The sequence below is a fragment of the Microbacterium sp. C23T genome, assembly GCF_053345975.1.
The window spans coordinates 83505-107590 of sequence record NZ_JBKFBD010000007.1; the positions used below are offsets into that span (position 1 = coordinate 83505).

Below are 24086 nucleotides of genomic sequence, written 5' to 3' on the forward strand. Positions count from 1 at the left end.
GGGCCCCATAGACTCGACACGTGACCACCGCCGCCGTCGGCGCCCCCGGATCGCCCCGGCGCTACCTCCATTCGCTGTGGCTGCTGTCGGCGCGCGACCTCAAGGTCCGCTACGCCACGAGCGCCCTCGGGTACTTGTGGTCGATCCTCGACCCGCTCGTGATGAGCGCCATCTACTGGTTCGTCTTCACCCAGGTGTTCCAGCGCACCGTCGGGCATGAGCCGTACATCGTGTTCCTCATCACGGCGCTGCTGCCGTGGGTCTGGTTCAACTCGTCGGTGTCGGATTTCACCCGGGCGTTCAGCAAGGACGCACGACTGGTGCGGTCGACGTCGATTCCACGCTCGATCTGGGTGAACCGTATCGTGCTCAGCAAGGGCATCGAGTTCCTGTGTTCACTCCCTGTCCTGGCGCTGTTCGTGATCCTGTCGGAGTTCTCCGACACCCCGGCTCAGCTCAACTGGGGCCTCCTGTGGATTCCGGTCGCGATCATCCTGCAGTCGGTGTTGCTCGTCGGGCTGGGGTTGCTCGTTGCGCCCCTCTGCGTGCTCTGGACGGATCTCGAGCGGACCACGAAGCTGATCCTGCGTGCCCTCTTCTACGCCTCGCCGGTGATTTACGGCGTAGAGGACCTCCCGGGCGCCTTCGAGACCCTCGCCGCCTTCAATCCACTGTCAGGCATTTTCGCCCTGTACCGCGTCGGGTTCTTCGCGGAGGAATGGGACCCGTGGGTCATCGGGATGGGCGCTGTGATGTCATTTCTCTTCCTGGCCCTCGGCGTCTTCGTCTTCCGGCGGCTCGAGCGCCCCGTGCTGAAGGAGCTGTGATGACGGCGTCCGACCTGGCGATCGAGGTGCAGGGCCTCGGCGTACGCTTCCGCCGTAATCGGCGGGGCCGGCGCAGCATCAAGGACCTCTTCTCGGATTCGACCCGTCGCTCCAAGCCCGGCGAGTTCTGGGCGCTGAGAGACGTCAGCTTCGATGTGCGGCCCGGCGAGTCCATCGGTGTCGTCGGCCGCAACGGTCAGGGCAAGTCGACCTTGCTCAAGCTTGTCGCCGGTGTACTCCTGGCCGATGAGGGGGCTGTGTCGGTCAACGGCGGCGTGGCTCCCTTGATCGAGATCACCGGCGGCTTCGTCGGCGATCTCACGGTGCGCGAGAACGTCCGGTTGACCTCGGGACTGCATGGGATGTCGAAGGCCGAGGTCGCGCGGCGATTCGACGGAATCATCGACTTCGCCGAGCTCGGCGACTTCGTCGACACCCCGTACAAGCACTTGAGCAACGGCATGAAGGTGCGCCTCGCATTCGCCGTCGTGTCTCAACTCGAGGAGCCGATCCTGCTCGTCGACGAGGTGCTCGCCGTCGGCGACAAGGCGTTCCGTGAGAAGTGCTACACGCGGATCGACGAGCTGCTCGCCGACGGTCGCACGCTCTTCTTCGTTTCGCACAGCGAGCGCGACCTGCGGCGCTTCTGCACGCGCGGGCTCTATCTGGACAAGCACCGCCTGGCCATGGATGCGCCGATCGCCGAGGTGCTCGACCGCTACAACGCGGATTACCCGACGGGGTGAGTCGCCCGCGCGGAGCGAGCCTCGTAGGCTGGAGCGATGCGTGTTCTTCTTTCGGGCGGTGCCGGATACATCGGCGCGCACACGGCTCTCGCACTCATCGAGGCGGGGCACCACGTGATCGTGGTCGACGATCTGTCGAACTCGTCGGCTGAGGCGATCGTGCGTGTGCAGCAGCTCAGCGGGGTCGTCGTCCCGCTGCTCGTCGCCGACGTCAGGGACGAGCCTGCGCTCCGCGCGTTCGTGCAGGCACACGCGCCCGTCGACGCCGTCATCCACTTCGCCGGCGCGAAGGCGGTCGGCGACTCCGTTGCCGACCCCATCCGCTACTACGACGTCAATCTCGGCTCGGCGATCGCCGTGCTGAAGGTGATGGCCGCCGAACGCATCTCCACGATCGTTTTCTCGAGCTCAGCGACCGTTTACGGGCAGTCCGAGAGTCTTCCCCTGTCGGAGTCTTCGCCGACGGGTATCGATCTCGCGAACCCGTACGGCAAGACCAAGCGGATCATCGAGGCGATCCTCGAAGACGCCGCCAGCGCCGACCCGGGGCTGGCGGCGATCGCTCTTCGGTACTTCAATCCCGTAGGCGCCCACCCCAGTGGCCTCATCGGCGAGGACCCTTCGGGCGTGCCGAACAACCTGATGCCGTATGTTGCACGGGTCGCTGTCGGCGCACTCGAGAGAGTCGGTATCTTCGGCGATGACTACGCCACCCCCGATGGAACGGGACAGCGCGATTACGTCCACGTGCTCGACCTCGCCGCAGGTCATGTGGCTGCGCTCGAGCATGCCCGGGCCGGCTACGACGTATTCAATCTGGGAACCGGTGTCCCGGTGAGCGTCCTCGAGCTCATCGCCGCATTCGAGCGCGCAGCCGGCAGGAGCATCCCGACAGAAGTGCTCGGAAGGCGTCCCGGTGATGTCGCAGCCTCCTACTGTGACCCGAGCAAGGCCGGTCGAGAGCTGGACTGGATCGCCTCACGGACGATCGACGACGCCTGCCGCGACACGTGGCGCTGGCAGTCCCGGAACCCCGCGGGCTATGGCTCTGCCGCCGATCGCCGCGCGGCGGCGAGCGGGTCTCAGCTGGGCGCCGGAGCCGCCTGAAGCGGCGGCATCGGCTGCCAGGACGCGTCCCTTGCGATCGCCCTTCCGTCACGCAGGCCGCGGAAGAGGTTCGACGTCCCCCGCACGGTGCGCTCGACGAATACCAGCCGGATGAGTTCCTTGCCGAATGTCAGCGCGGTGCCGAGGCCGAAGAGAAGTGGGTTGTAGACGTCGAGCGACCGGTAGTACTTCTTGATGTATGCGCGGTTGCGCATGATGTAGTACCGGTACGCGTTGCTCGATGCGTTCATGTGGCGGATGCCCATGTCCCACTGCTTGATCTCGCGCGTGCGCCGCAGCACGAACTCGTCGACGATCACCGACTGGGTCTTACGAGACGCGAGCCAGCCGTACATCTGGTCGTCCCAGTAGATGAAGAATCGCGGATCTGGCAGACCGATCTGCTGCACGATTTCGCGGTGGATGAACATGCCCTCGAAGCATCCGGAGTTCATCGGCTTGTAGCCGGACTCGTCGAACTCGGCGGGCGCGAACGGGATCGGGATACCGAGGGGCTCGGCGACGCGGTACTGCCAGTAGAAGGCGCTGCCGTCGTAGTCGTATCGACGCCCCTGGATGCTCTTGAATCGCGGCGCCCACTTGCCCATCTTCGCAAGCCCATCAGGAAGCACCTCGACGTCGTCGTCCATGAGCCAGATCCACTCGGAGTCGAGCTCGTACGCGACGCGCATGCCCTCGCTGAACCCGCCGGAGCCGCCGGTATTGGTCTCCATGCGGTGGTAGACGAGTGTCGCCGGCTCGAGGCTATCGCGGAACGACTCCACGACGTCCGTCGTGTCGTCGGTCGACGCGTTGTCGATCACGACGATGTGCCCCGGCTTCGGATCCATCTTGGTGATGCTCGTCAGGAGGCGGGTCAACAGACCCGACCGGTTGTAAGTCACGACGGCGATGGTCGCGGTGGAGGCGTCGAACGACGGTCGCGTGACGGGCGAGTTCACGATGCTTCCTCGAACGTCCGCTGCCACGCGGCCGGCGAGGTCAGCTCTGGCGCCGCGGCACGATAGCTCGCTGCCAGTCTCTGCCAGTCACGGCGCAGACGTCGGTGCAGTCCGACGGAATCGACAAGCATCTTGCGGAACTTCTGGCGATCGCGCGTGTAGACGTTCTTGCCGGATCCGTCGGCCGAACTGACGAGCGCGCTGTCGTACAGCGGGAGGCGCCACCAGTGCGCGTCGCCCTTGCCGAACTCGACTTCAGGCTGTTCGAGGTTCGCAGGCTTCGGCGCGTGCAACCAGTGCGAGATCAGGGTGGTCGTGGTGAACCACCGGAGCCGGAGTCCGGTCGGGCTGTCGAACGAGTGCTGCTTCATGCGCTTGAACACAAGGCGTCCCCGCCGCGACCGCAGCGGCACCCCGCTGTCGCGATGGACGACGGTCTCGGGGTATTCCTTGGCGACGGCGCGGGCTGCCGGCATCGCCGTCGCGAGGTTGGCCCGCATATGCTCGGGCCCGGATAGCACGTCTCGCAGCGCCTGATGGCGCAGCGCCACGGGGTAGTACTGCATCATCATGAGGTGTTTCAGGTCCATCCGCATGCTATGGCGGAGGAGCGTCCCGCCGTTCGGCGCGGGCGAGTGCAGGAGACCGGCGACGATGCGATTGCGTGCGTGGAAGTACGCCTGCCAGTCGATCGAGTCGTCCTTGCCCACCCAGGAGACATGCCACAGGGCGACCCCCGGCATCGAGACTGTCGGGTATCCGGCCTCACGCGCCCGAAGGCAGAACTCGGCGTCGTCCCACTTGATGAACGCGGGGAGCGACAGTCCGACATCGCGGAGGATCGACACGGGGATGAGACACATCCACCACCCGTTGTAGTCGGCGTCGAGCCGCATGTGGAGCAGTGGCGACTGGCGCAGATTCGCCACGCTGAAGTCGTGAGGGAGCTTCTCCTGATACAGCGCACGCCACATGAACGGCGTGTCGTCCACGACCTCCGCCCATGCGTGGAGCTTGGGCCGGTCCAGCAGGTCGAACATGTGGGCGCCGACGATGGTCGGTACGGTGGCGAACCTGCCGAAGACAACCGAGCGGCGGATGGACTCGGGCTCGATGCGCACGTCGTCGTCCAGGAGTTGCACGAACTCACTCTCCGGGCGAGCAAGGGTCTCGGTCATCGCTCTGGCGAATCCGCCCGAGCCGCCGAGATTGGGCTGAGTGACCACCTGGAGCGTCTCGCCGAGTCTCGCGGCGACCTCGCCGAATTCGGGTTGCGCGTCCACCCGTCGATCGCCCTGATCCACGAGGAAGATGCGGTCGACCACGTCCAGGACTTCGGGAGAGTCCGCGAGGTTCATCAGCGTCCACACGCAGTAGTCCGGCTTGTTGAACGTGGTGATGCCGATGGAGGCCTTGCCGTCGCGCACCGGGTCCAGCTCGGTGGTCCACTCCGCGCCCTCGAACAGCGCGCTCTTCTCGTCTGCGACGATGTCGAACCAGATGAATCCCCCGTCGCTGTACTGGTCCAGCACGAGTTCGAACGTCGACGTCGCGGCGCCGTCGACTTCGCACGTCTCCAGCCGTTGCTTGACGCCAGCACCGTTCGAACGGTAGACGAGGATCGTCGCAGGGCCGACGGTCCTCACTGTCAGCGTCACATTCCGCACCGCAGTCCAGTGCTGCCAGTAGGAGGCAGGGAACGCGTTGAAGTACGTGCCGAACGAGACGCGTCGCCCCGCGACGATCCGGGCCGACGTGCGGCTCAGGATGTTGCCGAGCTGGGCGCGGTTGGAAACCCGGACAGGCTCCTCGTCGATCACCGACCACGTTTCCGGGTCGACGTACAGGGGCAGCAGATCAGGGTCGCGATCCAGCGGGAAGACGACGTTCTGAAGGACGTGGGTCACGGGGATGATCTCCGGAAAACGATGGCTGGCGCCGAGACGTCGGGCCGGAGAGAAGCCTACCCTGCCGTCCCCTGCTCTCCCTGGGCGTGCGGAAGCCCCGAACCCGCCGACGCAGCAGGGCCGTCGGCATCCGTCCCGCTGTCGAGCTTCTCGCGCCACGAACGCGACTGGCCCGCCCGCACCGCGCACAGGACGAGCATCAGCCACCCGAGGCCCGTGAGCGTGAAGCTCTCGAACATCGAGTCCACGAGCAGCGCGACGAGCATCAACGGCGTCCACGCGTACACCACGGACCGGCGCTCGCCCGCGACCAGCCACGAACGACCCAGCGCGAGCGCACCCAGCGCGAGGAACAGCACCAGCCCGACCCATCCGAGCTGCAGCGCCACATCGAAGTACGCGTTCAGGCCGGTGGCGTGGTCCTTGTTCAACCAGAAGTTGATCGCGTTGAAGGGATACTCGCCCTGGTCCCAGACGCCGAACCAGCCGAAGCCCTGCACGGGCTTCTGGCGGAGGAGGTCGACCATGAAGTTCCACAGCTCGACCCGCATCGAGAAGTCGGTGCCGGCGCCCAGCAGCGCGATGATCTGATGCCGCGCCGTGTAGCCCACGAACACCCCGACGACGACGAGGGCGCCGAGGGCGAGCTGCAGGCCCGCGCGGCGCTCGGGGCGGGCATGGCGCACGAGGGCGAGCGCGCCGACGGCGAGCCCGACGCCCAGAGCGAGCACGACGACGGTGGGGGAGTCGCTGAGGACCGCGAGGCCTCCCGCCAGCACGACCGACGCCAGCGAGACGCCGGGGCGCACCGACTGCGTGCGGTACTCGATGAGGAACGTGATGAGCGCCATCACGGCGACGAACCCGAGCAGGTTGCGCGTGCCGAAGATGCCCTGCACGGGGCCGAGTTCGGCGATCCTGCCCTGGATGCCCAGGAACGTGAACGGGATGTCGAGGAGGATGCCTGAGAGCACCTCGAGCGCGAGCGAGACGCCGAGGAGCGCCCGCAGCACATCGCCGAGCGCGCGCACCGTCTGCAGGGTGTCGCGCACATGCCCGATGACCACCGCGAGGAACGCGAGTGCCGCCATCGACACCCAGCTCCAGAACGAGGCGCTCGAGTCGCTCGACCAGAAGATGCTCGCGAACGCCCAGACGACGAACATCACGACGGTCGTCGGCACGAGCCGCAGCAGCGAGAGCTCACGGCGGCGGGAGATCATCACGCCGAGACCGAAGATGCAGAGCCCGGTGACGATGGTGACGTAGGTGACACGGCCGGCGATCCGCTCGATCGCGTAGGCCGAGAAGACGGTGGCGAAGACGACGAGGGTGAAGGCGCGGGCGAAGGATGCCGAGGCCAGCAGTGTGCCCAGCCACCCGGGCGCCGCGGCATGCGGCGAGTCGGTCACGCGCCGCGCCCTGCAGGCAGGTCGTCCGCCGCGGCCGCCGGCGTGCCCGGCTCGCGCCCCGCGCGTCCGTCACGCGCGACGGCCTCGCCGCGCTCGATCGCGACCGTCTGCTCGGCGGGCCCCACGCCGACATGGGGCGACTGCTTGATCTTGGAGCCGAGCATCACGAGGAACAGCCAGCCCCACAGAAGCAGCGGGCTCGATTCGGCGAGCCCCTGCACGAGCAGGATGGCGCCCACCAGCGTGGGAAGCAGGGTGAGCGGCGAATAGGGGCGATCGGCGCGGAGGTCCCATCGGGGTCGGTCGATCGCGAAGAACCATGCGCGCCACACGAACGCGAGGTAGAGGAGCGCGAGCAGCGCGACGCCGATGATGCCGAGCTGCATCGACACGTCGACCCACATGTTGTGGGCCTGCATGACGAGTTGCCCGTGGTCGATGATGCGGATGTCGAACGCCGGGTCGGCGGTGACCCAAGGAGTCGCGAAGCCCCATCCGGTCCACGGGCGCTCGCCGGTGCGCGCCAGCACCTCCTCCCAGATGCCCTCGCGGCCCGTGAGATCGGCGCTGCGGCCCAGGGTCGAGAAGATCAGGTCGCGCACGAGCCACAGCGTCAGCAGCCCACCGAGGCCGACGACGACGTAGGCGACGTAGTACTTGGTGCGCTCGCCGGGTTTCGTCGCCGTCCTCATCAGCAGCACCGTGACCAGCACGACGACCACCGCGGCAGCGGTGAGGTACGCGGTCGCCGACCCGGCGCGCACGAACAAGAAGGCCGACAGCCCGATCCAGATCCACAGGAAGGTGCGTCGCGGGGCGCCGGAGGCGAGACGGATGCCGAACACGATGATCGCCAGGAGCGCCACCGGGGCGAGCAGATTGGCGTTGCCCATGATGCCCTGGATGCGCTTGTCCCACTCGAACAGGTTGCCGCGCGACCAGTACTCGATCGGATCGTCGGCCTTCTCGATGATCCAGCCGGGCATGATCGGCCCGCGGATGAACACCCAGACCCACAGCTCGAACACGAAGGAGAGCGCCACCACCCACTTGAGCGCCGAGGCCGCGGCGCGCACGAGCTCGCGCCAGGTCAGCACGCTGCCGATGAAGAGCGCCTGCAGCGTGGTGATCCACAGGAGGAGCAGGGTGAGTGCGGTCGTTCCCGGCCAGGCCGACCACGTCAGCGAAAGCGTGGCCCACGCGACGTACGCGACCACGAACCAGGGCAGCCGCCGCCACTGCACGGGCGGGCGCAGCACGATCCACAGGACGGCGGAGAGAACGCCGCCCGCGATCGTGATGACCGTCGCCGCCGTCTGACCGAACGCGTTCACCCACGCAGTGCCCGACAGCGACATGAAGAGCACGAAGATGCACCAGCCGCGCAGCATGAGGTGGCCGGTCTTCTCGCGGACCGGCGGTTCCGGCGGCGCCGACGCCGGATGCTTCGAATGGACGGCCATCGCTCTCAGGGTACCCCGGGCGCCCGTCCGATCCGCGAGCCCCGGAAGCGGGGTCCCGACCCCGCCTGGCTAGGCTGTTCGGGTGCTGATCCCGCTCGCGAACGACCCCCGCGATTACGCCTGGGGCTCGACCTCCCTGCTCGCCGATCTCGAGGGGCGCGAGGCGTCCGGTCGTCCCGAGGCGGAGGTGTGGTTCGGCGACCACCCCGGCGATCCTTCCGAGACCGCTGACGGCCGCACGCTCGACCGCTGGATCGCGGACGAGGGCGCGGCGTCGGGTGTCGGCGGACCGCTGCCGTACCTGCTCAAGCTGCTGGCCGCAGCATCCCCCCTCTCGATCCAGGCGCACCCGTCGAAGGCCCAGGCCGAGGAGGGCTTCGCGCGCGAGGAGGCCGCGGGGATCCCGCGCGGCGCCGGCGATCGCACCTACCGCGACGCGAACCACAAGCCCGAGCTCATCGTCGCGCTGAGCGACGAGTTCCGCGCGCTCGCGGGTCTTCGCGACCTCGACGCGACGCGTCGCCTGGTGGCGACGCTCGGCCAGGGTGCCGCGCCGCTCGCCGACCGTCTAGAAGGGTCGGATGCTGCGCTCTCGACCGTCATCGGCTGGCTGCTGTCCGACGGCGCCGATGTCGCACGCGGCGTCATCGCGGCCGCTGTCGCGGCCGAGTCCGACGAGTTCGCCGCCGAGCTCGCGCTCGCGCGCACACTGGACACCGCGTTCCCCGGCGACCCCGGAATCGTCGTCGCGCTCCTCATGAACCTCGTGACCCTGCAGCGCGGCCAAGGCCTCTTCGTTCCGGCCGGCGTACTGCACGCCTACCTCGAGGGTCTCGGCGTCGAGCTGATGGCGGCGAGCGACAACGTCCTGCGCGGTGGCCTCACCCCCAAGCACGTGGACGCCGCCGAGCTCGTGAGCGTGCTCGACGCGACGCCGGGGCTGCCGCCCGTGATCCGGCCTCGTGAGATCGCGGCGGGCGTGCGCCGGTACGACGTCCCGGTCGCGGACTTCGCGCTGCTCGCGGTCTCGCCGAGCGCCGAGGGCGTCGAGGTGACGCTCGAGGGTCCGGCGATCGCGGTCGCGACGGCGGGCGCTCCGGCGGTCGCAGGGCTGGCCAGCCAGGAGGCCGCGACGCTCGCCCCGGGAGCAGCTGTGCTCGTCACGCCGAACGAGGGCGGCCTGCGCGTGCGCGGCGGAGGCGAGCTCTTCATCGCCCTTCCCGGGCGCTGACACGCCGCACCTCATCATCGCTTCATCGCTTTCTCATCGGACCGTTATGACAGAGCGACACGCCGTCGGCGCGTCGTGAAGGTTCAAGAGACGGTTGAGCATTTACTATCTGCGACTTGACCTCGTCGAACTACACGGGTGTAATTAGCCCTACAACACGCACCAGCGTGGAGCAGGATCACGGGGGGTGAGAACGACATGACGGTTTCGCAATACCGTTCCGGCGTTCCCGACGACTGGTTCGTCGATCCGGTTCAACTGGGGGTTCCGGGGGTACGCCGCAACATCGATGCGGAAGAAGACAATCCGCTCGCCTGGCAGACCGACGCACTGTGTGCGCAGACCGATCCGGAGGCGTTCTTCCCTGAGAAGGGCGGCTCCACGCGTGATGCGAAGCGCATCTGCACGTCGTGCGACGTGCGAGGCGAATGCCTCGAATATGCGCTGCAGAACGACGAGCGGTTCGGCATCTGGGGCGGTCTCAGCGAGCGCGAGCGTCGCAAGCTGAAGCGTCGAGCGGGCTGACGCGCACGCCGGGCGGCCGGTCGATCCGGCCGACCCGGCGCGTGCGCCCGGCGTGAGCTCCGAGCGCCACCTAGGCTGACCAGGACATGCCCACCGCCACGTCGAACACCGTCACCTCGAACCGCGTCCACGCCATCCTGGTGGTTCGTCCCGATGGTCGTACCCCGGCGGCATTCCATCTGAAGCGCACCCTTGCGGCACTCCGCGAGCAGACGCGTCCTGTCGACGTCCTCACCATCGTGGTGTGCGGGGGCGACGATCATCTCTTCGAGATCGCGGATGCCGCGGGCGCCGAGTTCGTCTTCCGCGCCGGCGCGTCCACCGGCCACGCCGCGGCGACCGCCCTGGTCGCGCCGCGTCTCGACGGGGATGCCGTGTGGCTCCTGGCGCAGGACACCGCACCGGAGCCCGACGCGCTCGCCCGCCTCGCCGGCGCGCTCGAGCTGTCGCCGTCGGTCGCCTTCGTCGCCCCCAAGCTCGTGCGCTGGGACGACCGCACGGAGATCGTGTCGCTCGGGGTCGGGATGACCCGGTTCGGCCGCACGGTCGGGCTCGCCGACGACGAGCTCGACCAGGGTCAGCACGACGCGCGGGAGGACGTGCTCGGCGCCGACGTCCGCGGCATCCTGGTCCGCGCCGACGCGTGGCAGCGGCTCGGCGGCCTCGATCGGGGACTCTCCGGCGCCGACGAGGGGCTGGACCTCGGCGTGCGGGCCCGCCTGGCGGGCGGGCGCGTCTTGCTCGTGCCGAGTGCACTCGTCGCCACGGCGGGCGACGGCGTCGCGGGTCTGCCGACGCCCCTCACGCCTCAGCGGCAGCGCCGCGCCGTGTACGCGGAACGCGTCGCGCAGCTGCACCGCCGGCTGGTGTACGCCCCGGCGTTCGTCGCGCCGCTGCACTGGCTCACCATTCTTCCGCTCGCGCTGTGGCGCTCGATCGTGGATCTGGCCCGCAAGCAGCCCGGACGCATTGCAGCGGAGTGGGCGGCGGCCGCTGTCGTCCTCGTTCGTCTGGTGCCCGTCTGGCGCGCGCGCCGTCACCTCGCGCAGGCGCGCACCGGGTCATGGGCGCAGGTGGCACCACTGCGCACGACGCGGAGTGAGCTGCGCGAACGACTCGACGATGACCCCGAGGTCATGCTCGGTGGTCACCGCCGCAGCGATCTGAGGTTCTTCGCCGGCGGCGGGGCCTGGCTCGTGCTCGCCGCGCTCGCCGTCTCGGTGGCGGCGTTTCCGGCGCTGCTGGCGTGGCCGGTCCTGGGCGGGGGAGCGCTCCAGCCGCTGGCGACCACGGTCGGGCAGCTCTGGGACGACGCCATGTACGGCCAGCGTGCGCTCGGCCTCGACACGATCGGTCCTGCCGATCCGTTCGCCGCGGTGGTCGCCGTGCTCGGCTCCCTCTGGGCCTGGGCGCCGTCCCGCGCGCTCGTGCTGCTGTGGGTGCTGGCACTGCCCCTCGCCGCGCTCGGCGGATGGTTCGCCGCGACCCGGGTCACCGAGCGGGCGAGCCTTCGACTTCTCGGCGGGGCGGTCTGGGCGCTGTCGCCCGCGCTGCTCGTCGCCCTGACGCAGGGCCGCCCGACCGGCGTGATCCTGCACCTGCTGCTGCCGTGGCTGTTCTATGCGGGCGCCGTCGCGCACCGCTCATGGGCGGGCGCCGGTGCGGCGTCCATCCTGCTGGCGGGAGTGGTCGCCACCGCTCCTTCGCTCGCACCGGCGATGCTGGTGGTGTGGATCGGCGCGGTGCTCGCCGCCGTCATCCTGCGCGCGGGTCGTGGCGTCGCACGTCTGATCTGGACGCTCATCCCGTCCGCGGCGCTCGCGCTGCCTCTGGTGTGGAACGCGCTCGCGAACGGCCAGGCGTGGAGCCTCGTCGCCGACCCCGGTGTGCCGTGGGCGGGCCCGCAGGTGGCCGCGGACGCCGCCGGGCGTGCGCTGCTGGCAGCCGGCATCCCGACCCCTGACCTCGCCGGGTGGGCGACGATCCTGCCTGACGGGCCCACGTGGTGGGTACCGCTGCTCACCGTGCCACTCGCGCTGCTCGCCCTCGCCGCACCCCTCACGCAGCGCTGGGCGGCCGGGATCGTGCTGCTCGTCGTCACCGCGCTCGGCCTGGGTACGGCGTTCGCCGCGGTGGGGATCTCGGTCGCCTTCTCGCAGTCGATCACCGTGCCGCTCTGGCCGGGCACCGGGCTGAGCCTGGCGTGGCTGGGCGCCCTCGGCGGCGCCCTCGTGGCGCTCGACGCCGGGCTGGCGCCTCGCGTCGCCCTGGTGCGGGGCGTGGCGGCGGCGCTCGTCTTCGCCGCCATGGCGGTGCTCGCGGTTCCCTCGCTCACCGCGTTCACTCGAGGAGCGGCCACCATCGCCGACGGGCCGGCGAGCACGCTTCCCGCCTTCGTCGCCGCGGAGGGGCGCGAGGATCCCGACGTCGGGACGATCGTGCTCACCCCCCAGGCGGACGCCGGGGTCGCCGCGCAGGTGGTGTGGGGCGCGAGCGAGACGATCGGCGGGCAGACGACCCTGCTGTCGACGCGAACCGTGCCGACCCCCCAGGACGCCGAGCTCGCCGGGCTCGCCGCCGATCTCGTCACTCCCTCCTCGGAGGACGTCGTCGGACAGCTTGCGGACCGCGGAGTCGGCTTCATCCTGCTCGCCCCGAGTACGCAACCGGAGACGGATGCCGCGCGCACGATGCGGCTCTCGGCCATGACCGCGCTCGGCCAGCGCGACACGCTCGTCGTGGTCGGCGACACCGCCAAGGGCGAGTTGTGGCGCGTCGTCGACGAGATCGCGCCGAGGCCCCAGGAGGCGGCATCCGTGTCGGTCCTCGGTCGCTGGATCGCGTTCGGGCAGCTCGCGATCTTCGGCATCGCGCTGCTGCTGGCCGTGCCGACAGCCGCCTCGATCCGGGAGGCCCGGCGCACCCCGCGCGTCGTGGGACCCCACTGGCAGGAGGGTCGATGAGCGACCGCCGCGTGTTCCGCTGGGCGACGACGAGCGCCCGCCTGCTGATCGGCACCGCCGTATCGGTCGCGGCGGTGGTCGCGGTGGTGACCGCGGTCTCAGTGCCGTGGCCGACCCTCGTGCGCGAGCCCCTCAGCATTCCCGCGACCCCGGCGCCCGCCGCATCCGTGATCGCCTGCGACGGCGGGCTGCTGTCGATCGGACGCAACCCCACCGCAGCGTCCACGGTGACCCTCGCCGCGCCTCAGTCCGTCATCGGAGGCACCGCAGACGGCGAGGGGGCCGCGGAGCAGCAGTTGCAGACGACCGGGGTCGGACCCGGCCCGCTCGCGTACACGGCGCAGCCGCGTGACGGCGAGGCTGTCGACATCGCCGCGACCGGTTCGGCCACGGCGAACGCCGACGACCTCTCGGGCTTCGCGGTCTCCGCCTGCCGCCCGCCGCTCCTCGACTCGTGGCTGGTCGGCGGATCGGGGGCCACCGGCGCCGCGGATCTGGTGCTGCTCGCCAACCCGGGCGCGGTCCCCGCCACCGTGCAGCTGACGGTGTACGGGGTGGACGGACCAGAGACGCCGCCCGGCGGAGCCGACCTCGTGATCGCGCCGGGAACGCAGCGCGTGGTCCCGCTGGCCGGCCTTGCGCTCGGCGAGGAGACGCCGGTCGTCCGCGTGTCGGCGATCGGTGCGCCGATCCACGCGTCGCTGCAGACGAGCATCACCCGCACTCTGACGCCCGGCGGGGTCGATCAGGTCGGGCCGATCGCCCACACCGAGAACACGCAGATGATCACCGGGATCACGGTCACGCGTCCGACCGACGAGGACGGCGCGACGAACGAGACGACGGTGCTGCGGATGCTGTCGCCCAACCTTCCCGCCACGGCACGCGTGTCGGTCAACTCCGCCGGCCGCACCGAGACGGTCGGGGAGCCCCAGGAGCTGTCCCTCGAGGCCGGCAAGCCGCTCGAGCTCGCCCTCAACGGGCTGCCTCCCGGTGCCTACACGGTCACGGTCGAGGCGGACGCCCCCGTGGTCGCAGCCGTGTGGCAGGCGACGGGCATCTCGGCGGGCGACGACTTCGCCTGGTACACGCCGGCGCCCGAGGTGACGGTGCCGTCGCTGTTCGCGACGCCCGGTGGCCCGACGCCCTCGCTCACGGTGGTGAACCCTTCCGGCGAGCCCGTGACGGTGAACGTGACCCCGACGGACGGCGGGTCGGCCATCAGCCTGAGCGTTCCGGCGAACGGGTCGGTCGCGGTGCGTCTGGCGACCCGAACGCTGTACCTCTTCGAGCCTGCGGCTCCCGTGCGTGCAGGATTGTCGTTCGCGGGCGATGGCGCGCTCGCCGGCGTGCCGGTGTGGCCGGCCGACGTCGCGACCCCGGAGATCGTCGTCTACCCCTGACCGGGAGTCGGACCCGGGGGAGTCAGAAGTACCTGAAGCGCTCCGGCCCGAGGTCCCACGGGTCGCGGTCGAGGTACTCGGCCGCCGCGCGGAAGACGGCACCCTCCACCAGCATGCGCCGGTGCAGCTCGTCGTCGCGATGCATGTGGCTGAGGCGCTCGATCGGCAGACGGTAGAGGATGATGCGGCCCGCGTCGGGCAGCACCGTCCACCGGGGGATTCCGTCGTCGTCGGTCGCGGCGGGCATGTCTGCGACCTCGAAGCGGACGTCGCGCAGCTCCGGCCACGCCGAGCGCAGGAACTCGGCAGCGGTGCCGACCGACAGGTCGAACCGGTCGACGCGGGTGTCGAGCGGGGGCAGCGGCGGGCGGACCACGGAGCTGCGCCCTTCGCGTCCGTGGCGTCCGTGACGGGATGCGCGCCGCGGCGCGCGCTCGCTGGTCTTGCTCCGACGCCACGCCATGCCTCCATCCTAGGTCGCGTGGCCACGTCCTCAGCTGAGGAGCGTGGCCGGAGTGCGGGCCGACGCGCCGAGATCCGGTCCGCATCTCGGCAGCAGTCCTCAGCTGAGGACGCGCCCTCACCGGGTGCGCAGAGCAGGGTCTGCCGGAGACGCTGCGGCGCGGCATCCGTCCCCGTGTCGGCCGTGCGCGATAGCGTCTACCCGATGCGCGAGAGAGTCTGCTCCAAGGTCGGATGCGCCCGTGAGGCGGTGTCCACGCTCACCTACGACTACGGCGACCAGATGGCGGCTCTCGGTCCGCTCGGCGCCGCCGGCGATCCGCACGCCCACGACCTCTGCGCGATCCACACCGACCGCCTCTCCGTGCCCAAGGGCTGGGTCGTGGTCAGGCACGAGACCCTGCGGGCCTGATCCTGCACTTCTCCTGGGCCCGCGACGGGCGTGGGAGAATGGGCGGATGCCGACCCACACGCCCGTCGCCACGCCTGCCGCCACCGAGGTCACCGAGTCCCGCGAGGGCTTCGAGTACGAGGTCGCCGACCTCTCCCTCGCGGAAGCGGGGCGCCATCAGCTGCGCCTCGCCGAGAACGAGATGCCGGGGCTCATGGCGCTGCGGGAGGAATTCGGGGCATCGCAGCCGCTGAAGGGCGCCCGCATCGCGGGGTCGCTGCACATGACGGTGCAGACCGCGGTGCTCATCGAGACGCTGGTAGCCCTCGGCGCGCAGGTGCGCTGGGCGAGCTGCAACATCTTCTCCACGCAGGACGAAGCAGCCGCGGCCGTCGTCGTCGGACCGACCGGCACCGTCGAGGCCCCCGCCGGCGTCCCGGTCTTCGCGTGGAAGGGCGAGACTCTCGAGGAGTACTGGCGCCTCGCCGACCGCATCTTCGACTGGACCGCCGAGGGCTACGACGGCCCCAACATGATCCTCGACGACGGCGGCGATGCGACCCTCCTCGTCCACAAGGGCGTCGAGTTCGAGAAGGAGCGTTCGGTTCCGGATGCTGCGGCCGACGACTCCGTCGAGTACCGCATCGTCCTCGAGACCCTGCGTGCCAGCCTCGCGCGCGACCCGCAGCGTTTCACGCGCATGGCGGAGGGCCTCCTCGGCGTCACGGAGGAGACCACCACGGGCGTTCACCGCCTCTACGAGCTCGCAGCATCCGGCGATCTGCTGTTCCCCGCGATCAACGTCAACGACTCGGTGACGAAGTCGAAGTTCGACAACAAGTACGGCATCCGCCACTCGCTCCCTGACGGCATCAACCGCGCCACCGACGTGCTGATGGGCGGCAAGGTCGCGTTCGTGTGCGGCTACGGCGACGTGGGCAAGGGCGCCGCCGAGGCGCTGCGCGGGCAGGGGGCGCGCGTCATCGTCAGCGAGGTCGACCCGATCTGCGCGCTGCAGGCCGCGATGGACGGCTACCAGGTCGCGCGCCTGGACGACGTCGCCGGCGAGGTCGACATCGTCATCACCGGCACCGGCAACAAGGACGTCGTGACCGTCGACGACCTGCTCAAGCTCAAGCACCTCGCGATCGTCGGCAACGTCGGCCACTTCGACAACGAGATCGACATGGCGGGCCTCGAGTCCCTCCCGGGGGTCGAGAAGATCGAGATCAAGCCCCAGGTGCACGAGTGGCGCCTTCCGAACGGGCGCAGCGTGCTGGTGCTGAGCGAAGGCCGTCTGCTGAACCTGGGCAACGCGACGGGCCACCCGTCGTTCGTCATGAGCGCGTCGTTCACGAATCAGGTCCTCGCTCAGCTCGAGCTCTTCACGAAGCGCGACGAGTACCCGGCCGCGGTCTACGTGCTCCCCAAGCACCTAGACGAGAAGGTCGCGCGCCTCCACCTCGACGCGCTCGGCGTGCAGCTCACCGAGCTCACCCCCGAGCAGGCGTCGTACATCGGCGTGCCGGTCGAGGGCCCGTACAAGCTGGAGCACTACCGCTACTGAGTGCGGTCCCCGGCTCAGCGCTCGGGGAAGCCGCGGGGCGGCGCCGACACCGGGCCCGCGAGCGCGTCAGCGCGCGCGGTCTCGAGCCGCAGTGCCCGCAGCTCGCGCTCGCGGCGGACCGCGACGACCCCGATGAGGAACGTCTCGGGGTCGACGGACGGCACCGGTGAGACGTGCTCGGCGGCTTCTCGGGCGAGGGATGCTGCGACCCGCGCGCGTGCGGTGGGCTCCATGCTCGCCGCCGATCGGGCGAACTGAGCCAGGCGCCGGGAGAGGCGTTCGGGGAGTCGCGCGACGTCCGCGACGGCTGCCCATTCGGCGAGCTGAGGCGGGATCCCGAGCTGCGGGTCGGGGAGGCGCGGCGTGCGCGTGCGCTCGGAGTAGGTTCCCGCGAGGAGGTCGCCGAGGCGCTGCGACCGAGGGGTGAAGGCGCCGACGAGCGCAGCGACGGCGCCCACCGTGAACCACAGCTCGAACACGCCCACGAGGGCGCGGATGAAGGCGTGACGGAAGCCCGAGGCGCCGCCGTCGGCCCGCACGATGCGGCCGCCGACGGCGAGCTTGCCGAGGCTGCGCCCATGGCTGGTGGTCTCGACGACGGTCGGGATCACCACCATGACGAGCACGAGCAGCACGATCGTGAGGATCGGCATCACCGCCTCGTCCACGGCGCCGATGCCCGCGAGCCAGGTGATGGCCCACACCAGCAGCAGGAAGACCACGACGCCGAGGATCATGTCGATGATCACCCCGAGTGCGCGCATGAAGAAGCCGAGCGGCTGCACGTCGAGCGCGACGGCCTCGCCGGTGAGCACCTCGTCCTGGTGGATGTCGACGATGGCGGGCTCTACGGCGGGCATGGCTACAGTAAAGCGCATGGACCTCGACGCGCTGACGGCGGCTCGGCGCGAGGAGTGGGCGCGTCTCGACGAGCTCAGCCGCGCACGTCGCCTCTCGGGCGCAGAGGTGGACGAGCTCGTCACCCGGTATCGCGCGGCCTCCGCCGACCTCGCCGATGCGAAGACATCGGCGGGCCGCAGCGTCCAGGGCGACCACATCTCGACCATGCTGGGCCGCGCCCGGCTGCGACTGACGGGCGCGCCCGAGAATGTCACGCGCCAGATCCCGCGCTTCTTCGCGCTGCAGCTGCCCGCCGCGCTGTACCGCGTGCGGTGGACCACGCTCGCGATCGCGGTCGGCTTCGTCATCGTGATGGTCGTCGTCGCGCTGTGGGTCTCCGGTGATCCTGCCCTGATCGCGAGCCTCGGAAGTCAGGCGCAGCTCGAGAAGTACGCCGAGAACCAGTTCACGGACTACTACAGCGAGAACCCCGCGGCCGTGTTCGCCGGCACGGTGTGGACCAACAACGCCTGGATCGCCGCGCAGTGCGTGCTGTTCGGCATCACCGGCATCTGGCCGGTCATGGTGCTCGTGCAGAACGCGGTCGGCGTCGGCACCGCTGCGGCGATCATGGCGGCGTTCGACCGCGGCGACGTGTTCGTGCTGTACATCCTCCCGCACGGCTTGCTGGAGCTCACGTGCATCTTCGTCGCCGGCGCCGCGGGGCTGCAGATCTTCTGGGCCTGGGTCGCCCCCGGCCCGCGCTCGCGCGGAGAAGCGCTCGCGTCGGCGGGTCGGTCCCTCGCGACGATCGCGATCGGCCTCGTGATCGCGCTGGGCGTGTCGGGCGTCATCGAGGGCTTCGTGACGGCGCAGCCCTGGCCCTGGCCGGTCAAGATCGGCATCGGCGCGGCGGCGCTCGCCCTGTTCCTCGTCTACATGCTCGTGGTCGGCCGACGTGCGCACCGGCTGGGGGAGAGCGGCGACCTCACCGAGTACGAGGCGGGCACCCCGACGCTCGTCGCGGGCTGACCCCGAGACGGATGCCGCATATCACTGTTTTGAGTTACTCAAAACAACGCTAAGCTCAGGGTATGACCCCGCACACCGACGTCGATGCGCGCGCCGTCGACACGGCGGCGCGACTGCGTGCCGCGGGACTGCGGGTCACCGATTCGCGGCGCGCGGTCGTCGATGCGCTGATCGAGCGCCCCCACGCGAGCGCCGACGAGCTGTTCTCCGTCGTCGCCCGGACGCTTCCCGCCACGAGCCTGCAGTCGGTGTACAACGCCCTCGGCGACTTCGTCGACGCCGGCCTCGCGCGCCGCATCGAGCCCGCGGGCCGCCCTGGCCTGTTCGAGCTGCGCGTCGACGACAACCACCACCACCTCATCTGCTCGCAGTGCGGCGCCGTCGAAGACGTCGACTGCGTCGTCGGCGCGGCACCGTGCCTCACGCCCGCCGACGCGCACGGCTACGCGGTGCAGGTGGCCGAGGTGACTTTCTGGGGCGTGTGCCCCGCGTGCGCGGCCGCGGCAGACGCCGCGCCCGGCGCGCGGGCCGAGGCCGCAGCATCCTGATCCTGTCCGATTCCCCAGCCCATCCGATTGGAAGGAAGCCATGACCGACACCAACGACACGATCCCGGAGATCGGTGAGAACCCGACCGACGCCGATCAGGCGGTCACCCCGATCGACACCCCGGTCGACGAGCGCGAGGACGGCGAGACCCGCCCGCGCCCGAACGAGACCGAGGGCTGCCCCGTCATCCACGGCGGCCAGCCGCATCCGACCACCGGCAACGCCAACAGCGTCTGGTGGCCGAACCAGCTGAACCTCAAGATCCTCGCCAAGAACCCGGCGGTCGCCAACCCGCTCGGTGAGGACTTCGACTACAAGGCGGCCTTCGAGTCGCTCGACCTGGCCGCGGTCAAGGCCGACATCGCCGAGACCCTCACCACGTCGCAGGACTGGTGGCCCGCCGACTTCGGCAACTACGGCCCGCTCATGATCCGCATGGCGTGGCACAGCGCCGGCACGTACCGCGTGACCGACGGCCGCGGCGGCGGCGGCGCCGGTCAGCAGCGCTTCGCACCGCTGAACAGCTGGCCCGACAACGTCAACCTCGACAAGGCGCGCCGCCTCCTCTGGCCGGTCAAGAAGAAGTACGGCCAGTCGCTGTCGTGGGCCGACCTCATGATCCTCGCGGGCAACGTGGCGCTCGAGTCGATGGGCTTCGAGACCTTCGGCTACGCCGGTGGCCGTGCCGACGTGTGGGAGCCGGACGCCGACGTGTACTGGGGTCCCGAGACCACCTGGCTCGCCGACGAGCGCTACTCGGGCGACCGCGACCTCGAGCGCCCGCTCGCCGCCGTGCAGATGGGCCTCATCTACGTGAACCCGGAGGGCCCGAACGGCGAGCCCGACCCGCTGAAGTCGGCGCGCGACATCCGTGAGACGTTCGGCCGCATGGCGATGGACGACGAGGAGACCGTCGCGCTCATCGCCGGTGGTCACACCTTCGGCAAGACCCATGGCGCCGCGCCCGACACGAACGTCGGCGACAACCCCGAGGCCGCCGGCCTCGAGGAGCAGGGTCTCGGCTGGAAGAACGGCCACGGCACCGGCCACGGCGACGACACCATCACGTCGGGCCTCGAGGTGACGTGGACCTACCACCCGACGCGGTGGGACAACGAGTTCTTCCACATCCTCTACGCCTACGAGTGGGAGCTCATGCGCAGCCCGGGCGGCGGTCACCAGTGGCGCCCGATCAACGGCGGCGGTGCCGACATGGTGCCCATGGCGCACTCGAACGGCCGTCGCGAGCCCCGCATGCTCACGAGCGACCTGGCCCTGCGCACCGATCCCGCCTACGACGCGATCTCGCGGAAGTTCAAGGACGACCCCGAGGCGTTCGCCGACGCGTTCGCGCGCGCCTGGTTCAAGCTCACCCACCGCGACATGGGCCCGATCGAGCGCTACCTGGGCGCCGAGGTCCCCGCCGAGGAGCTGCTGTGGCAGGACCGCGTGCCCGCGGTCGACCACGAGCTCATCGACGCGGCGGACGCGGCGGCGCTGAAGGCGCAGATCCTCGACAGCGGGCTGAGCGTGTCGGAGCTCGTCGAGACCACGTGGGCGGCAGCATCCTCGTTCCGCGGCAGCGACAAGCGCGGTGGCGTCAACGGCGCCCGCATCCGCCTCGCCCCGCAGAAGGACTGGGCGGTCAACAAGCCCGCCCAGCTCGCCACGGTGCTCGCGAAGCTCGAGCAGATCCAGGCCTCGTTCAACGACGGCCGCACCGACGGCAAGAAGGTGTCGCTGGCCGACCTCATCGTGCTCGCGGGCAACGCGGCGGTCGAGAAGGCGGCGAAGGACGCCGGCGTGGACGCCGAGGTGGTCTTCCACCCGGGCCGCACCGACGCCACGCAGGAGCAGACCGACGTGACCTCGTTCGCGTTCCTCGAGCCGACCACCGACGGATTCCGCAACTACTACGGACCGCAGGCGTTCATGCCCGAGGAGCACCACCTCATCGACCGTGCGAACCTGCTCACACTGAGCGCGCCGGAGCTGACGGTGCTCGTCGGCGGCCTGCGCGTCCTCGGTGCGAACTGGGACGGCTCGGAGTACGGCGTGTTCACCGAACGCAAGGGCGAGCTCACGAACGACTTCTTCGTGAACCTGCTCGACCTCGGCACCACCTGGAAGCCGCTCGACCCGGGTGCGCACGCCTTCGCGGGCGTCAAGGACGGGTCGGGCGCGCCCGTCGGCATCGGCACGCGCGTCGACCTGCTGTTCTCGTCGAACTCGGAGCTGCGCGCCGTCGCAGAGGTCTACGCCTCGGACGACGCGAACGAGAAGTTCGTGCGCGACTTCGTCAAGGCCTGGGGCAAGGTCACCGAGCTCGACCGGTTCGACCTCGTCTGAGACCTGCCGACCCGCAGAAAGCAGAAGAGCGGCCCGTCCCCGGAAGGGGGCGGGCCGCTCTTCGCGGTGGGTGCGGGCCGGGACTACTTGACGCGCGCCTCGGCCTGCACCGGGGGCAGCGTGCCCTTGGGCTCGAAGAGCGCGCGGTGCAGGACGCCGGCGATGAGGCCGCCGACGATCGGGAACACGATGAACACCCAGAGCTGCGACAGCGGACCGGGGCCGCCGTAGATCGCGGCGGCGATCGAACGGGCCGGGTTCACCGACGTGTTGTCGATCGGGATCGAGATCAGGTGGATGAGGGTCAGCGTGAGGCCGATCGCGAGCGGCGCGAGCGCCGCGGTGCCCCGTGTCGAGTGGGTGACGCCGAGGATGATGAGCACGAAGATCGCCGTCAGCAGAACCTCGGCGATGATCGCCGCGCCCAGCTCGAAGCCGCCCGGCGAGCCGAACTCCCCGGTGCCGTAGCCGTTGGAGGCGAAGCCGCTGTCCTGGGCGTTGGCGAGCCAGTTGTCGGTGCCGAAGATGCCGATCAGCACGATGAGCGTCGTGCCGAGGGCGCCGCCGATCACCTGCGCGATGATGTAGCCGATCGTGTTCTTCCACTCGAAGCGGCCGGCCGCGGCGAGGCCGAGCGTGATGGCGGGGTTGAAGTGGCCGCCCGAGATCGGCCCCCACGCATAGGCGCCCGCAACGACCGTCAGACCGAACGCGAGCGAGACGCCGACGAAGGCGATGCCCAGCGGGTTGCCCTCGTCGCCGGCCGGGAAGTTGGCCGCGAAAAGCGCCGCACCCACACCGCCGAAGACGAGCAGAAACGTTCCCAGTGCCTCCGCGACGAGCCTGTTCACCGTGGTGGGCGGGATGGTGGTATCCGACATGGCGGACTCCTTTCCTCGCCGCGAGGCTAGCGGCATGTTCAGCGGTTTCCCAGGAACCGCGCGCGGAGTGTCCCCGTATAACGCCTGATCTCCACAAGTTTCCCCGGCGGTTCAGGCGGTGGTTGCCACCCGTTCGCGCTGCCGGATGCTGCGCCGCGACCTCTCAGAGACGACCGGCGGCCTTCAGCGCGAGGTAGCGGTCGGCGATGCGCGGCGGCATGTCCTCGGGCGTCGCGGCGATCGCCTCGCCTCCGGCCCGGCTGATCGCCGCCGCGACGACGGCGGCGTCGTGGGCGCTCTGCTCGATTGCGGCGGCACGGTACACGTCCGCGGCGTCGGGGCGATCCGGCAGCTCGTCCCGTTCGTCTGTGACCGTGCCGACCAGCACGTGCGCTCCGCGCGCGAGGGCGGGCAGCGACCCGAGGAAGCCGCGCGCCGCCTCGGCTGCGTCCTGCGCGGTCAGGAGCGCCACCAGGGACGGGCGGGAGGTGAGCGCGCGCACCTGCGCGAACGCGGCATCCCAGTCGGTGTCGATCAGCTGCGGTTCGACGGGCGCCATCGCGTCCACCAGCGCGGGCAGCAGGCCGGGTCCGTCCACGCGTGTGACGCGGGCGCGGATCGTGCGGTCGAACATCAGCAGGTGCACGTGGTCGCCTGCTCGAGTCGCGAGGGCCGCGAGCAGCAAAGCGGCCTCCATCGCGGCATCCATCCGCACGCCGTCGCCGACGCGCGCGGCCGCCGTGCGCCCGGTGTCGATCACGATCACGACGTGCCGGTCGCGCTCGGGGCGCCACGTGCGCAGCATGGTCGTGCTGGCCCGCGCCGTCGCACGCCAGTCGATCGATCGCACGTCGTCGCCGCGCACGTACTCGCGCAGGCTGTCGAACTCGGTGCCCTGACCGCGCACCTGCACGCTGGTGTTGCCGTCGAGCTCGCGCAGCCGGGCCAGGCGCGAAGGAAGGTGGCGTCGCGCCGTGAAGGGCGGCAGGACGCGCACGGCGCCGGGCTCGTCGAGGCGGGCCTGGCGTCCGGCGAGGCGCAGGGGTCCGTCGGACCGTACGACGACGAAGCGTGAGCGCAGCTCGCCACGGCGGCGGGGGAGCAGCGGGACGGCGATGGTCCGGGCCTCGCCGGGCGGGATGTCGACGGCCGGCCGTTCCGCCGGAGCTCCCGCAGTCGGCTGCCACGCGTCGCGGACGCGGCCCCGCATGGTGCGCTCGCCGCCGTTGCGCAGGACGAGTTCGGCGACCACGGGCTGGCCGAGGAGCACGCGCCCCGGCATCCTTCGCGTCACCACGATCCCGCGGGGGTCCGGTGCCGCCGCGGCGTCGCCGAGCATCGCGACGAGGCACAGCAGCACCCACCCCGCAGCTGCGATCCATGCGTCGACGCCCGCCACCGAGAGCAGCACGACAGGCAGCGCCCCGACGGCGAGGAGCAGCGGCAGACGACCGGTGACGTACATGGGG

20 protein-coding genes are annotated in these 24086 nt (G+C 70.3%); 12 read left to right on the forward strand and 8 right to left on the reverse strand.

The features are described from left to right. Positions 1-20 precede the first annotated feature (20 nt). Genes ACLBXX_RS05870 through galE form a run of 3 tightly spaced genes read left to right on the forward strand, consistent with a single transcriptional unit; the run spans position 21 to position 2680 of the window. Positions 21-827 carry an ABC transporter permease gene (locus ACLBXX_RS05870; protein ID WP_447657255.1) on the forward strand — a complete coding sequence of 269 codons (807 nt, stop codon included), beginning with the start codon at positions 21-23 and terminating at the stop codon, positions 825-827. After that, positions 827-1573, forward strand: coding sequence for an ABC transporter ATP-binding protein (locus tag ACLBXX_RS05875; RefSeq protein WP_447657256.1), 747 nt, complete (start codon positions 827-829; stop codon positions 1571-1573). The genes ACLBXX_RS05870 and ACLBXX_RS05875 overlap by 1 nt, the downstream gene beginning before the upstream one ends. A 36-nt stretch (positions 1574-1609) precedes the next feature. Continuing rightward, entirely contained in the window at positions 1610-2680 is a 1071-nt protein-coding gene (gene galE, locus ACLBXX_RS05880; RefSeq protein WP_447657257.1) for a UDP-glucose 4-epimerase GalE, read from the forward strand. Here galE and ACLBXX_RS05885 read toward each other — a convergent pair. Genes ACLBXX_RS05885 through ACLBXX_RS05900 form a run of 4 tightly spaced genes read right to left on the reverse strand, consistent with a single transcriptional unit; the run spans position 2656 to position 8424 of the window. Beyond that, a complete protein-coding gene (locus ACLBXX_RS05885; protein ID WP_447657258.1) occupies positions 2656-3642 on the reverse strand; it encodes a glycosyltransferase family 2 protein in 987 nt (328 codons plus the stop codon). The genes galE and ACLBXX_RS05885 overlap by 25 nt on opposite strands. Further along, a complete protein-coding gene (locus ACLBXX_RS05890) occupies positions 3639-5549 on the reverse strand; it encodes a glycosyltransferase (RefSeq protein ID WP_447657259.1) in 1911 nt (636 codons plus the stop codon). Before ACLBXX_RS05890 ends, ACLBXX_RS05885 begins: the two co-directional genes overlap by 4 nt. A gap of 56 nt (positions 5550-5605) precedes the next feature. After that, complete coding sequence (locus ACLBXX_RS05895) at positions 5606-6961, reverse strand: O-antigen ligase family protein (protein WP_447657260.1); 1356 nt, start codon at positions 6959-6961, stop codon at positions 5606-5608. Further along, positions 6958-8424, reverse strand: a complete 1467-nt coding sequence (locus ACLBXX_RS05900; protein ID WP_447657261.1) for an O-antigen ligase family protein — start codon at positions 8422-8424, stop codon at positions 6958-6960. The genes ACLBXX_RS05895 and ACLBXX_RS05900 overlap by 4 nt, the downstream gene beginning before the upstream one ends. A gap of 82 nt (positions 8425-8506) precedes the next feature. On the opposite strand from ACLBXX_RS05900, the gene manA reads away from it, so the two are divergent. The 4 genes from manA to ACLBXX_RS05920 all read left to right on the forward strand — a co-directional run bounded on the left by manA (position 8507) and on the right by ACLBXX_RS05920 (position 14546). Beyond that, positions 8507-9655 carry a mannose-6-phosphate isomerase, class I gene (gene manA / locus ACLBXX_RS05905; protein ID WP_447657262.1) on the forward strand — a complete coding sequence of 383 codons (1149 nt, stop codon included), beginning with the start codon at positions 8507-8509 and terminating at the stop codon, positions 9653-9655. A gap of 198 nt (positions 9656-9853) precedes the next feature. Beyond that, positions 9854-10180, forward strand: coding sequence for a WhiB family transcriptional regulator (locus tag ACLBXX_RS05910; RefSeq protein WP_163616798.1), 327 nt, complete (start codon positions 9854-9856; stop codon positions 10178-10180). An 86-nt stretch (positions 10181-10266) separates the two neighbouring features. Further along, positions 10267-13143, forward strand: a complete 2877-nt coding sequence (locus tag ACLBXX_RS05915; RefSeq protein WP_447657263.1) for a glycosyltransferase — start codon at positions 10267-10269, stop codon at positions 13141-13143. Beyond that, positions 13140-14546 (forward strand): DUF5719 family protein, encoded by a 1407-nt coding sequence (locus tag ACLBXX_RS05920; RefSeq protein WP_447657264.1) that lies wholly within the window; start codon positions 13140-13142, stop codon positions 14544-14546. The genes ACLBXX_RS05915 and ACLBXX_RS05920 overlap by 4 nt, the downstream gene beginning before the upstream one ends. 22 nt (positions 14547-14568) lie before the next feature. On the opposite strand, the gene ACLBXX_RS05925 is transcribed toward ACLBXX_RS05920, so the two are convergent. Beyond that, positions 14569-15009, reverse strand: coding sequence for a metallopeptidase family protein (locus ACLBXX_RS05925; protein WP_201448807.1), 441 nt, complete (start codon positions 15007-15009; stop codon positions 14569-14571). A 204-nt stretch (positions 15010-15213) separates the two neighbouring features. Here ACLBXX_RS05925 and ACLBXX_RS05930 point away from each other — a divergent pair, with 204 nt between their 5' ends. Further along, positions 15214-15420, forward strand: a complete 207-nt coding sequence (locus tag ACLBXX_RS05930; RefSeq protein ID WP_045301176.1) for a DUF3499 family protein — start codon at positions 15214-15216, stop codon at positions 15418-15420. A gap of 46 nt (positions 15421-15466) precedes the next feature. Next, on the forward strand, positions 15467-16966 hold the full coding sequence (gene ahcY / locus ACLBXX_RS05935; RefSeq protein WP_447657265.1) for an adenosylhomocysteinase: 1500 nt from the start codon (positions 15467-15469) through the stop codon (positions 16964-16966). A gap of 14 nt (positions 16967-16980) precedes the next feature. On the opposite strand, the gene ACLBXX_RS05940 is transcribed toward ahcY, so the two are convergent. After that, the gene (locus tag ACLBXX_RS05940; RefSeq protein ID WP_447657266.1) at positions 16981-17826 is read right to left on the reverse strand and encodes an RDD family protein; all 846 of its coding nucleotides are present in this window, start codon (positions 17824-17826) and stop codon (positions 16981-16983) included. Positions 17827-17842: 16 nt separating this feature from the next. On the opposite strand from ACLBXX_RS05940, the gene ACLBXX_RS05945 reads away from it, so the two are divergent. The 3 genes from ACLBXX_RS05945 (at position 17843) to katG (ending at position 21736) form a co-directional block, all read left to right on the forward strand. Next, complete coding sequence (locus ACLBXX_RS05945; protein ID WP_447657267.1) at positions 17843-18838, forward strand: stage II sporulation protein M; 996 nt, start codon at positions 17843-17845, stop codon at positions 18836-18838. Positions 18839-18900: 62 nt separating this feature from the next. Further along, positions 18901-19386 (forward strand): Fur family transcriptional regulator, encoded by a 486-nt coding sequence (locus ACLBXX_RS05950; protein WP_447657268.1) that lies wholly within the window; start codon positions 18901-18903, stop codon positions 19384-19386. Between the two features lie 40 nt (positions 19387-19426). Beyond that, positions 19427-21736, forward strand: a complete 2310-nt coding sequence (katG, locus tag ACLBXX_RS05955) for a catalase/peroxidase HPI (RefSeq protein ID WP_447657269.1) — start codon at positions 19427-19429, stop codon at positions 21734-21736. Positions 21737-21819: 83 nt separating this feature from the next. Here katG and aqpZ read toward each other — a convergent pair whose 3' ends face one another. Next, a complete protein-coding gene (aqpZ, locus tag ACLBXX_RS05960) occupies positions 21820-22617 on the reverse strand; it encodes an aquaporin Z (protein WP_447657270.1) in 798 nt (265 codons plus the stop codon). A gap of 163 nt (positions 22618-22780) precedes the next feature. Beyond that, positions 22781-24082 (reverse strand): DUF58 domain-containing protein, encoded by a 1302-nt coding sequence (locus ACLBXX_RS05965; RefSeq protein ID WP_447657271.1) that lies wholly within the window; start codon positions 24080-24082, stop codon positions 22781-22783. Positions 24083-24086: the final 4 nt, after the last annotated feature.